The organism is Streptomyces sp. NPDC001858 (assembly GCF_053594615.1).
The window spans coordinates 1-10,915 of sequence record NZ_JBSFEV010000031.1 but is presented as its reverse complement, the minus strand read 5'-3'; the positions used below and the strand labels follow the sequence as shown (position 1 = coordinate 10,915).

Annotated in this window: 12 protein-coding genes; 5 read left to right on the top strand and 7 right to left on the bottom strand. The window is 71.5% G+C overall.

The genetic code is table 11. The features are described 5' to 3' along the window. Positions 1-144: 144 nt before the first annotated feature. Both ACWCPF_RS32975 and ACWCPF_RS32970 read right to left on the bottom strand, forming a co-directional pair. A complete protein-coding gene (locus ACWCPF_RS32975) occupies positions 145-1,113 on the bottom strand; it encodes a DUF2797 domain-containing protein (RefSeq protein WP_451048774.1) in 969 nt (322 codons plus the stop codon). Further along, a complete protein-coding gene (locus tag ACWCPF_RS32970; RefSeq protein WP_451048773.1) occupies positions 1,034-1,459 on the bottom strand; it encodes an HGxxPAAW family protein in 426 nt (141 codons plus the stop codon). Before ACWCPF_RS32970 ends, ACWCPF_RS32975 begins: the two co-directional genes overlap by 80 nt. A gap of 114 nt (positions 1,460-1,573) precedes the next feature. On the opposite strand from ACWCPF_RS32970, the gene ACWCPF_RS32965 reads away from it, so the two are divergent. Then, the gene (locus ACWCPF_RS32965; protein ID WP_451048772.1) at positions 1,574-2,086 is read left to right on the top strand and encodes a MarR family transcriptional regulator; all 513 of its coding nucleotides are present in this window, start codon (positions 1,574-1,576) and stop codon (positions 2,084-2,086) included. A gap of 44 nt (positions 2,087-2,130) precedes the next feature. Here ACWCPF_RS32965 and ACWCPF_RS32960 read toward each other — a convergent pair whose 3' ends face one another. From ACWCPF_RS32960 to arsM, 4 genes are all read right to left on the bottom strand, one after another. After that, a complete protein-coding gene (locus tag ACWCPF_RS32960; protein ID WP_451048771.1) occupies positions 2,131-2,736 on the bottom strand; it encodes a YciI family protein in 606 nt (201 codons plus the stop codon). A gap of 54 nt (positions 2,737-2,790) precedes the next feature. Next, entirely contained in the window at positions 2,791-4,767 is a 1,977-nt protein-coding gene (locus ACWCPF_RS32955) for an FHA domain-containing protein (RefSeq protein ID WP_451048770.1), read from the bottom strand. Between the two features lie 106 nt (positions 4,768-4,873). Continuing rightward, a complete protein-coding gene (locus ACWCPF_RS32950; protein ID WP_451048769.1) occupies positions 4,874-6,682 on the bottom strand; it encodes a serine/threonine-protein kinase in 1,809 nt (602 codons plus the stop codon). Between the two features lie 330 nt (positions 6,683-7,012). Next, positions 7,013-7,825: an arsenite methyltransferase gene (gene arsM / locus ACWCPF_RS32945; protein WP_451048768.1), complete on the bottom strand. Its 813-nt coding sequence runs from the start codon at positions 7,823-7,825 to the stop codon at positions 7,013-7,015. A gap of 107 nt (positions 7,826-7,932) precedes the next feature. Between arsM and ACWCPF_RS32940 the strand changes: the two genes are divergently transcribed. The 3 genes from ACWCPF_RS32940 to ACWCPF_RS32930 are packed head-to-tail and all read left to right on the top strand — an operon-like array spanning position 7,933 to position 9,616. Then, a complete protein-coding gene (locus ACWCPF_RS32940; RefSeq protein WP_451048767.1) occupies positions 7,933-8,334 on the top strand; it encodes an ArsR/SmtB family transcription factor in 402 nt (133 codons plus the stop codon). Continuing rightward, positions 8,331-9,197 carry an aquaporin gene (locus ACWCPF_RS32935; protein WP_451048766.1) on the top strand — a complete coding sequence of 289 codons (867 nt, stop codon included), beginning with the start codon at positions 8,331-8,333 and terminating at the stop codon, positions 9,195-9,197. The genes ACWCPF_RS32940 and ACWCPF_RS32935 overlap by 4 nt, the downstream gene beginning before the upstream one ends. Continuing rightward, entirely contained in the window at positions 9,194-9,616 is a 423-nt protein-coding gene (locus tag ACWCPF_RS32930; RefSeq protein ID WP_451048765.1) for an arsenate reductase ArsC, read from the top strand. Before ACWCPF_RS32935 ends, ACWCPF_RS32930 begins: the two co-directional genes overlap by 4 nt. A gap of 199 nt (positions 9,617-9,815) precedes the next feature. On the opposite strand, the gene ACWCPF_RS32925 is transcribed toward ACWCPF_RS32930, so the two are convergent. Then, complete coding sequence (locus ACWCPF_RS32925) at positions 9,816-10,334, bottom strand: hypothetical protein (RefSeq protein WP_451048844.1); 519 nt, start codon at positions 10,332-10,334, stop codon at positions 9,816-9,818. 228 nt (positions 10,335-10,562) lie between these two features. On the opposite strand from ACWCPF_RS32925, the gene ACWCPF_RS32920 reads away from it, so the two are divergent. Next, positions 10,563-10,915 (top strand): catalase (locus tag ACWCPF_RS32920; RefSeq protein ID WP_451048764.1); only part of this gene is annotated, 353 nt, incomplete at its 3' end.

The following is a 10,915-nucleotide window of genomic DNA, read 5'->3' as shown; positions in this document are numbered from 1 at the left end:
CGACAGCTCCGGGCGACATGCCCGAAGATCTCCCCTTCTGCGCCCTCGCGGACGGCCCTGTCTGAAAACCACATGGGCCGACCGCTCGAACGGCGCCTGTGATCCACCTGGGCGATCCACAGGAAGCAGGGCCCGCCCGACCGTTCAGAACAGGCCGTCCTGCCGATGGTCGTCGGCTTTGAAACGGCGGACGGGGAACGGCGGGTGAGGGGACGCGCGACGGCTCGCGGGTCGACCGGCGGGCGCTGCGGCACCTGCCGCACCTGCGAGATCTGCGGCTTCGGTCGCTTCGGTCACTTCGGTGGTGTCCGCCGCCGGGCCCAGCTCCCACCCCCGCATCAGCCGCGTGTCCAGCACGATCACCCCTTCCGGGGTGGCCAGATGGAGATCCGGGCCGGCGGCCGCGACCAACCGCCCGCTCAACGAACCGCCGGGGACCAGCTCGCGCACCTCCCCGAGCGCGGCCGGGGCTGCCGTGAGCCCGAACGCCCGTACATGATCGACGGGTTGAAAGGGAGCCCGTGCCAACGACTCGGGCCAGCCGCCCAGTTCCACGGCCCGCCCGTACACCTCCCGTATCTCACCGGCCCGTTCCTCCTCCGTTCCCGGCAACGCGGCCCGCACCGCCCGCTTCTCGGCGTACGGAATCCGGTCCGGGACCCGCAGCGCGGCCCGCAGCAGTTCCTCGGTGCGGCGGGCGGCCATCAGCGGCCCCGCGCCGAGCCAGCTGAAACAGACCGCGCCCTGCTCCAGCAGCCGCACCGGCCCCCGCTCGACCGCCGTGATCCCGACCTTGACGAGGCCGGGGCCGAACCAGGCGAGATACACGTGGTACGGCCGCGGATCGTCGGCGATCCGGTCCGCCGCGACCGAGTGCGCCCGGTCCAGCCGCGCGCACTCCTCGCACCGGGCCCCGGTGCTCCTCCCGGAGACCCCCGTCCCCCGGGGACAGGCATGCCCGCGAGCCCCGATGCACCGCCGCACACCCCCCACCGCCACCTGGAAGGAGACCTGCTTCCCCCAGGACAGCGGACTACGACGCCCCCCGTCCCACATCAGCACGGGGCTCTCCGCCGACCAGCGCAGCCCCGTGCACTTCCATGCCTGTGCCATCACCCGCAACGGTAGGCCCCGGCACTGACAACGCGGTCCCGACCGTCCGCCCGCGCCCGGCGAGCCGGCACCCCACGCACCCGGGATGCCCCGCGCGGGCCCCGGGATCCCGGACCCGCATGCCCCACTGCGCGCGAGGCCGCGCCCCCGGCGGTTTGCCCCACCCGGCGAGATGCAGCCACCAGGTGAGCAGCGCGCCCAGCGCGGCGACGACGCCCCCGCCGACCAGCGCGGCCACGGAGACGGCGCACACCCCCACGCCCATCACCGAGACGCCGACGGTCGCGACGGCCACCCCGCTCCATCCGGCGATCGTGTGCCCTTCGTCGTACAGATGCCCAGCCACCGAATATCTCACCACCTAAGAAGTTGGAGATGGAAACCTCTTACAAGGTAAGACAAACAGAAAGCAGATAACAAGGACCCAGCACCGACGCACCGGAGAGGACCCGGCCCCGCGATGACCCCCGCCCCACCCCCCTTCCCGCCCCGCCCCGCCGCCACCCCGGCCCAAGCGCTCTCGGCGATGGACGACCTCATCGCGGCGAGCATGGTCGGCCAGCAGGAGATGGCCCAGCGCCTGGGCCTGAACGTCACCGACCTGACCTGCTTCGGCTACGTGATCCAGGCCGGCGAGAACCTCCTCACCGCCGGCGACCTCGCGTCCCGCGTCCATGTCACGACCGGCGCGGTGACCGGCATCCTCAACCGTCTGGAGCGCGCCGACTACGTCACTCGCCGCCCCGACCCCCAGGACCGCCGCCGGGTCCGCGTGGCGGCGGTCCCCTCCGCGGTGGCCAGGGTCTACGCCCTCTACCAGCCGCACTACGCCCGCCTCGACGCCCTCTTCGCCGACTACTCCCCGGACGAGATCGCCGTGCTCACGGACTGGTTCACCCGGGCGACGACACTCGCGAACGCCTACCGCGAGGAACTCCGGTCGCGGGACGATGCAGCCGAGTCAGCCGAGTGAGCCGGGGAGGGGCAGGCGGGGCCAGGCGGGGGCGGGCGGGGAGCTCAGCGTCGTCCGCCGAACTCCCACGCGTGGACCTCGATGTCGGCATACCGGCCGGGGGTCAGCACCTCCCGAGCCGCATCCGGGCCGTCGGCCCGCACCAGGGCGGCCGTCCCCACCCAGACGGTCCCGTCGTCGGACAGCAGGGGCCCGTACGCGATGAGCCGGTCGTCGTCCCACCTCGCGGGCACGGCAAGGTCGACTTCGCCGGAGGCCTCGCCCGGGCCGCCGCCCAGCCCGAGCACGAGATACCGGTCCCGGCTCCCCTCGCCACGCCCGCCGGGAAACTCCCACATGGTGCGCCCCAGCAGATTGCGCCACCGGCGCAGCAGCACGTCCCGGTACACGCCGGCCTGGTAGTTGGGCTCGTCGAAGGCGAACGCCCGGGCCGCGGCGGCGTCCGGCAGCTCGACGATGTGCACACTGCCGGAGGGCACGTCGGCGTCCGCGTCGGGGTCCGCGTCCGCCTCGGTGTCCGCGCCGAACGTCGGCCCCCGGGCGATCAACTCCGTCGCGTACCGGTCCATATAGGCCCAGTGCGCCTCCGACAACTCGTGCCGCAGCGCCAGGGCGCCGGCCCGGTCACGGTGAAAGCAGAAGAACTCCATGTCGGCAGTCTTCAGCAAGGCCGCCGCGCAGACCCGGGGATTGGCGAGCGGGACTCATGGCGACGGGACGGCCGGGCCCGCGTTGTGGGGGTTGAGGAACCTGGCCTCCGCGGGCACGTGCGGCGGAAGGTCGGTGCGCGGGTCGGGACGGGGGTCGGGAGGGCGGGGCACGAAGACGGGGACTTCCGACTGGTAGAAGATGTCGATGTCGGCCTCCTCACCGCTGACGATCAGGGTGTCCCACGCCCCGCTCTCCTGAAGCGTGCGCAGCGTCTCCGGTGCGAGGGTGGCGAGTTGGGCGCGCAGTTCGTCGTCGGTCGGCATGCCCGGGAGGCGGGACGACAGGCGCTCGCGGATGGCGATCATCCGGTCGAGCAGCAGGTCGAGATCGGAGCGGCGGGCCGCGGAGCCATCGCCGTCCGGCTGCATGCTGCGGGCGACGATGTCCCTGATGGCGCGGGTGATCCCGTCCTCGTCGGTGGCCACCATCGCGTTCCAGGCCCGGGACTTGTGCCGGTACTGAAGCATCGACATCGCCGCCTCGTGCCGGATGAAGTCGGCGTCGCGCAGCGGTCGGCCCTGCCAGACGCGGCTGAGCGAGCGGGCGAGCGAAGTGGCCGACGCCAGCCCGCTGTTGAGGCCCCGGCCGGGCCAGAAGTGGATGGCGTTGGCCGCGTCGCCCAGCAGGAACCCGAAGGTCCCCGGGGTCTTCGCGGTGGGCCGGCTGAGCTGGGCCGAGAAGCGCGGGCGCTGCACCATGTCCAGCCGGAACGAGGTGACCGCCGACAGGTCCTCCTCGGGCACCCCGAACAGCTTCAGCCCCTCCTGGATCCGCCTCCACAGCGGCGAGCCCTGCAACAGGGCGGGCAGGAACAGCGTGCCGTGCGTGGGGCAGGTGAACTCGTTGTGCTCACCCCGGCTCATGACACACGGGCGGGCCGCGATGCACTCCTCGAAGACCTTGCGGACCGGATCGATGCCGACGACGTCCTCGGCCTCCTCGCGGGTCAGCCGCATGTTCAAAAAGCCCTCGCCGCGCAGCGAGTTGAGCAGGAAACGGTTCTGGGACACGGTGAGCAGGACGCTCATCGGGTCCGACAGCGTCGACTTCACCCGCAGCCCCAGGACGACGTCCCGCAGATGCTCGCCGTCGAGGGAGTAGATCGAGGCGTCGGCCGCGCCGAAGCGGTCGGCGTAGTGCTCGCGGGTTCGGGAGCGTCCGCCCTCCGCGATGACGAGGACATGGTCCTGAGCCATCCGGCTCTGCTGCTCCTCGACGTCGAAACGCTTCGGGACCAGCCTGATGGCCGCGCGCTTGTTGGCCAGTTCCAGCAACTGGTCCTCGACGCGGGCGATGCGGATGTTGCGCGGCGGACGGCCGTCCACGGAGTCCGGCCCGACGGGCCACATCTCCGAGTAGCCGGCCGCGTCGTCGAACAGCGCCGAGCGGACCTCCTCGGACAGCGCCAGGTACTGCCGGCTCTGCACGGTCACGACCTGCTGACGCCGCACGTTGCCGTGCCGCTCGTCCTTCCAGACGACGGCGGAGCCTTCCTTGCGCCACCGGGACTCGTACACGGTGATCTGCACCCGTCCCGGGAGCTGCTCCTCCAGCGCCAGGGCGAAGGCGAGGCCGACCGGCCCGCCGCCGGTGACCGTGACGCGCAGGGTGCCGCTGTCGGCGTTCGCGTCGGCGCGCGGCGAATTGAGCAGGGAGAGGTCCATGACCGTCTCCATCGCTTCCTGCGCCTCGTAGAGGAAGGTCTCGTCGCCTATGCGGATGCAGTCGTTGGGGCGCAGCACGTGCCGCGTGACGCGTTCCTCGTTGACGTAGGTGCCGTTGCGGCTGTCCCGGTCGTACAGGACGAAGCCGGCGTCCTCCGTGACGATCTCGGCGTGCAGGCGGGACGCGTTGGCGCTCACGAGCACGATGCCGTTGTCGCCCTTGCGGCCGAACGTCAGCGGTGTGCCGTCCAGCACCACGCTCTGCCCGGTGAAGGGACCCGTACGTCCTACGATGACCGACGACACCTTCGCACTCCTTTGCAATGGCAATTGAAATCAGGCTTGGTTCAGCGAGCGGGAGCGGGAGCGGCGCGGCGGGCATCCGGCCGCCGCGCCCGTGGTGTCGTCCGGGCTACTCGCACGTCACCGAGAAGGGCACGGTGTTCGAGGTCGTCCCCAGGGCGCCCTTGACCTCGACGCCGATCTCGCTGGTGAAGGTCCCGGCCTTGGAGTACGCCGTCAGCCGTACGCTGTCCTGGCCCGTACGGTCCCCGCCACTCGGGAAGGTGACGGAGCGCCACTCGTGGTCGACCACCGAACCGTCCGTGGAGAACCAACGATAGGTGATCTTGGCCGGTGCCTCGTCCACGGCGAACGTCGCCGTGAAGGTGGGGGCCCGGTCGACGGGCGGCGAACAGGTGCCGACATAGGCCGTGTTCACACCTGTGACCGTCACCCTGACCTTCTGCGTGGTGTCCTGCGCGGTGTCCTGCGCGGACTGGCTCGGCGCCGGACTCCCCGTGCTCGCGGCCTTGTCGTCCGCCTTGTCCCCCTTGTCGTCCTGGCCGCGACTGACCAGCACATAGCTCAGCCCGGCGATGAGCAGAGCGCAGACGACCGCGCCCGCCATGACGGCGGCGGTGCGCCGGCCTCGGCGCGGGACGTCCGCAACCGGCGGTTCGAAGCCGGCGGGTGGCCCGAACACCCCGAGCGGCGCGGCGACGGCGGCCCCGGCGACGGACGGCGCGGGTGGGGGCGGCACGGCGGGGGCGTGCGCCGTCGCGGTCGCGGTCGGTGCGTCGCCGACGGCGGGCGGCGTGACGGCGACGGTCGGTGCCACGGCTACGGCGGCGGTCGGTGCGTCACCGGCCGTGGGAGCGTCACCGATCGTCGGGGCGTCCAAGGCGTCGACGGCCGTGGGCGCATCCAGGGCGGCGCTCGTGGGCGCGTCCTCGGCGGCGGCCCTGGCCCTCGAGACGACCGTGGCAGCCGGGGCCGTCTCAGCCGTCTCAGCCGTGTCAGCCGTGTCAGCCGTGTCGGCAGCAACGACAGTACGGGCAGCACCGGCGGTACCGGCAGCACCGGCCGTCTCGCCCGCCGCGATCGATCGCAGGTGCCGCTCGGCCTGCTCCGCGCTCATGCGCTCGCTGGGCTCCTTGCGCAGGAGCCCCTCGATGACCTGGGCGAGCGGGCCGCACCGGCGCGGCGCCGGGAGTTCATTGTCGACGATCGCGCGCAGGGTGCTGAGCGGTGTGTTCTGGCGGAAGGGGGAGAGGCCCTCCACGGCCGCGTACAGCAGCACGCCGAGCGACCAGAGGTCGGACTCGGGACCCGGAGTGCGGCCGAGGGCCCGCTCCGGCGGGAGGTACTCGGGGGAGCCCACGACCTCGCCGGTCATCGTCAGTGAGGAGTCGCCCTCGACCATGGCGATGCCGAAGTCGGTGAGCACGACGCTGCCGTCCGCGCCGAGCAGCACGTTGGCGGGCTTCACATCGCGGTGCAGCACCCCCTCGGCGTGCGCGGCGCGCAGCGCGGACAGGACCTCGGCGCCGATCCGCGCCGCCCGCTCCGGGGCCAGCGGCCCCTCGGCGCTCAGCAGGTCCGCCAGTGAACGTCCGCGCACGAGTTCCATGACGATCCAGGGGCGGTCGTCGTCCCAGGCCACGTCGTAGACGGTCACGACGTTGCGGCTGGGGATGCGGGCGGCGGCCCAGGCCTCGCGTTCGAGCCGCGTGTACATCCGCTCGATGTGCGCGGCGGGCAGCCCGGCCGGGGCACGCACCTCCTTGACGGCGACATCGCGGTGCAGCGTCTCGTCGCGTGCGCTCCACACCGTTCCCATGCCGCCCTCGCCGAGACGCGCCAGCAGCCGATAGCGGCCCGCGACCCTCCGCTCCTGGTCCGGTGGCACTGGCACCTGTACGGCCTCCTTGTCACGCATCCGCGCGGCTCTCCCTCTCTTCGTGCGGCGGCAGGGGCCATCACCGATGGTGCCCCCGAGCAGCAGTCCCGTATCCCCATACCCACGCACACAGCGCTCGACGGCGAGCCCGCGCGCCGACGCCGTCCCTCTGGGAGTTCCTCGTGCGGAGACGACGCGCTGACGTGCGGCCCGCCGCTTCCAGATGGTGCAAGAGTCGCTATCAGATACACGCAGAAGCCAACACTATTGGTTCACCCCCAGACAGATAACTTGCCCCAACTGTCGGCCAGTTGGCCAGAGGGCATCTCCTGCGGCTGCCCGAGGGCGCGCGACCCTGACCTCGACGGGCTAGACGGGCTGGACGGGCTCGACGGGCTCGACGGGCTCGACGGGCTTGACGGCTCGGACGATCGCGGAGTGCATGCCGTCGGCGACCGGGTGGGTGGGAGTGATCTCGACGTCCGTGAAGCCGGCCGCCTCCAGCCCCCGGCGGTACTCGGCGAAGGACAGGGCACCGGCGATGCAGCCGACGTAGTCCCCGCGCTCGGCTCGCTGCTCGGGGGCAAGGGCGTCGTCGGCGACGACGTCGGAGACGCCGATCCTGCCGCCGGGCTTCAGCACACGGAACGTCTCGGCGAACACGGCGGGCTTGTCGACGGACAGGTTGATCACGCAGTTCGAGATCACCACGTCGACGGTGTTCGCGGGCAGCGGGATGGACTCCATGTCGCCCTTGAGGAACTCGACGTTCGTCGCGCCCGCCTTCTCGGCGTTGGCCAGGGCCAGGGCCAGCATCTCTTCGGTCATGTCCAGCCCGTACGCCTTGCCGGTGGGACCGACGCGGCGAGCGGAGAGAAGGACGTCGATGCCGCCGCCGGAGCCCAGGTCGAGGACGCGCTCGCCCTCACGCAGTTCGGCGACGGCGGTCGGATTGCCGCAGCCGAGGGAGGCGGCGACAGCCTCGGCGGGCAGGACGTCGCGCTCGTCGGCGGGGTAGAGGGTGGAGCCGAAGTTCTCGTCGAGCTCGACGGGCTGGGGCTGGGCCTGAAGCTGGGGCGTGGGCTCGCAACAGGCGGCGCTGCCGCCCTCGGTGACGCTCACGGCTGCTGCGGCATAGCGCCGGCGGACGGTTTCGCGCAGGTCATCGGACTGCTGACTCATGACTGCACTCCTGGGTGAAGCGGTAGGGAAACGGGCACGGGACTGCTTGTATCGATATTCTTTGATGCAAGCTTGCGCCTTGAATCGAAAAACGTCAACATAGAAGCATGTCGAAACAAGAGCTCAAGGTGCTCGGCCAGGACGTCAGCGGCGGGTGCTGCGCCGAACTGGCGTCCGCGCCGCTGGCCGAAGAGCGCGCGGCGGAGCTGGCGAAGGTGTTCAAAGCCCTCGGGGACCCGGTCCGACTGCGGCTGCTGTCGATGATCGCCTCGCGGGAGGGCGGTGAGGTCTGCGTGTGCGAGATGACGCCCGCCTTCGAGCTGTCCCAGCCGACGATCTCCCACCACCTCAAGCTGCTGCGGCAGGCCGGTCTCATCGACTGCGAACGGCGCGGGACGTGGGTGTACTACTGGGTCCTGCCCGACGCGCTGGACCGGGTCGCCTCGTTCCTGGCCACGCCGCAGACCGCGAAAGCCACTGCGAAAGCCACTGCGAAAGTCACCGCGTGACCGCCTCGCTCGGTCGCCGCGTCGCCGCGGAGGCCCTCGGAACCGGGCTGCTGGTCGCGGTCGTCGTCGGCTCCGGCATCCAGGCCGCCGAGCTGTCGCACGACGTCGGCGTGCAGCTGCTCGCGAACTCGCTCGCCACCGTCTTCGGCCTCGGCGTGCTCATCGCGCTCCTCGGGCCGGTCTCCGGCGCGCATCTCAATCCTGCCGTCACCCTCGCCGCCTGGTTCACCGGCAGCCGCACCGCCGACGGCCTCACCCTGCGGGACGTCGCCGCGTACGTCCCCGCCCAGATCGCCGGGGCGGTCGGCGGGACGGTCCTGGCGGACGCGATGTTCGCCGAGCCCCTGGTGGAGTGGTCCACGCACGACCGGTCCGCCGCTCACCTGTGGCTCGGCGAGCTGGTCGCCACCGCCGGGCTGATCCTGCTGGTCCTCGGCCTCGACCGCGTCGGCCGCGCCGCTCTGGCTCCCGTTGCCGTGGCCTCCTACATCGGGGCCGCCTACTGGTTCACCTCCTCCACCTCCTTCGCGAACCCCGCCGTGACCATCGGCCGGGCCTTCACCGACACCTTCGCCGGAATCGCGCCCGCCTCCGTCGCCCCCTTCATCGCCGCCCAGCTGGCCGGCGCGGCGGTCGGGCTGGGCGCCGTCGCCGCGGTGTACGGCCGCCCCACACGCGACACACCCGCCACACCCGCCACACCCGCCACACCCGCCACACCCGCCACATGCGACGCACCCGCCACACCCGCCACATGCGACGCACCCGCCGCACCCGCCACACCCGCCACATGCGACGCACCCGCCGCACCCGACGTTGCCGCCGTCCCACTCCGCCGCTCCTCCGAAGGACACCGCCCATGAACGCTCCCGCTCCGCAGCCGTCCGTCCTGTTCGTGTGCGTTCACAACGCCGGCCGCTCCCAGATGGCCGCCGCCTTCCTCACCCGCCTCGCCGGCGGCCGGGTCGAGGTGCGTTCGGCCGGCTCCGCGCCCGCCGACGCGGTCAATCCAGCCGTCGTCGAAGCCATGGCCGAGGTGGGCGTCGACCTCTCCGCCGAGGTCCCGAAGGTCCTCACCACCGAGGCGATGCGGTCCTCGGACGTGGTGATCACGATGGGCTGCGGGGACGCCTGCCCCGTCTTCCCCGGCAAGCGGTACTTGGACTGGCAGCTGGACGACCCGGCGGGCCAAGGCGTCGAAGCCGTCCGCCCCATCCGGGACGAGATCGAGCACCGCGTACGCGGCCTGCTCACCGAGCTCGGCATCCGAACGGCGGCATGACGCAACGCCACGCCTCCTCACCGCCATGCGGGCCGCCTTGATGATCACGAATAGGACAGCTCGCCGGAGTCACCCCCCCCCAGGCCCGGACAGCTGAAAGCCGGGCACGTACACCGCACAGGGCGCGCATACCGAGCAGGACCGGTCACCGTGCCGAACGCGCCGCCGTCCACGGGCAGCGCGCACTACAGGCAGCGCTCTACGGGCAGCGCAGGTCGTGGGGCAGGGCGCAGACGTCGTCCCGCAGGTGCAGCCTGCGGAGATCCTGGACCAGTCCGACGGGATAGGGATGTTCCGCCCACTTGGCGCGATAGCCGGCCTCGCCATGCTCCGAGAGCACCGTGCGGGCCGCTTCCAGAACAGCGTGCGCGAACACCGGACGCGAACAGGCCGACTGCCAGACCACCGTGCCGTCGGAGTCCGGACGGTCAGGGCTGACGGCGATGTCGGGAAACGTGTAGACAGTCACCTTGATCACGTCATCCGTCGTGCGGAGCACCCACCGAAGCTCCTGCGGCTCGGCGTCGAAGAAGAACCTGGCCGAGCGCCGCTGCCCGTACAGCTCGCCTGTGCCCGCCACCAGGTCCGCCAACGCATCCGTGCAGTAACTGGCGGTCACCGACGCCGTCCGAGAGCCATCGGCCAGGTGGCATTCCGCCCAACCATGGCCCACGAGTTCCCACTTCAGCTGCAGGGCACCGGCTGACCCTCGATCCATCGCCACAGGCCCAGGCTAAAGGCAGCGGGGGCCGCGAGGGGCCCTGATGTCCGGGGTCCGGTGGGCGTTAGATCGGCGCCCGTGGCTCCCACGACTCCTGAGGATCCGCCGCCCGGACGACGTTTGACACGGCCGCTCGGGGTCACGCGCTTTGAAAGAACCGGAGATACCGGAGAGAACCGAGGGAGAACAGGACCGGAGAGAAGCGGCGAGAACCGGAGGAGTGTCATGACAGAGATCCACACCCAACCCCAAACCCAAACCGCCACCACGACTGATTCGGGCGCTCCGGTGGAGAGCGACGAACACTCGCTGACCGTTGGGCCTGGGGGTCCGGTTCTTCTGCAGGACGCCTATCTGATCGAGCAGATGGCGCAGTTCAACCGGGAGCGAATTCCCGAGCGTCAGCCGCATGCGAAGGGGAGCGGTGCTTTCGGTCGCTTCGAGGTGACCCACGACGTGAGCGCGTACACCAAGGCGGCGGTGTTTCGGCCGGGCGCGCGCACCGACCTGGTCATCCGGTTCTCGACGGTGGCGGGGGAGCGTGGCAGCCCGGACACCTGGCGGGACCCGCGCGGTTT

What these genes read in the sequence shown, in the direction of transcription:
- ACWCPF_RS32975 (WP_451048774.1), bottom strand. Translation starts at nt 1,113, where the DNA reads ATGGCACAGGCATGGAAGTGCACGGGGCTGCGCTGGTCGGCGGAGAGC.
- ACWCPF_RS32965 (WP_451048772.1), top strand. Translation starts at nt 1,574, where the DNA reads ATGACCCCCGCCCCACCCCCCTTCCCGCCCCGCCCCGCCGCCACCCCG.
- ACWCPF_RS32960 (WP_451048771.1), bottom strand. Translation starts at nt 2,736, where the DNA reads ATGGAGTTCTTCTGCTTTCACCGTGACCGGGCCGGCGCCCTGGCGCTG.
- ACWCPF_RS32950 (WP_451048769.1), bottom strand. Translation starts at nt 6,682, where the DNA reads ATGCGTGACAAGGAGGCCGTACAGGTGCCAGTGCCACCGGACCAGGAG.
- arsM (WP_451048768.1), bottom strand. Translation starts at nt 7,825, where the DNA reads ATGAGTCAGCAGTCCGATGACCTGCGCGAAACCGTCCGCCGGCGCTAT.
- ACWCPF_RS32940 (WP_451048767.1), top strand. Translation starts at nt 7,933, where the DNA reads ATGTCGAAACAAGAGCTCAAGGTGCTCGGCCAGGACGTCAGCGGCGGG.
- ACWCPF_RS32930 (WP_451048765.1), top strand. Translation starts at nt 9,194, where the DNA reads ATGAACGCTCCCGCTCCGCAGCCGTCCGTCCTGTTCGTGTGCGTTCAC.
- ACWCPF_RS32925 (WP_451048844.1), bottom strand. Translation starts at nt 10,334, where the DNA reads ATGGATCGAGGGTCAGCCGGTGCCCTGCAGCTGAAGTGGGAACTCGTG.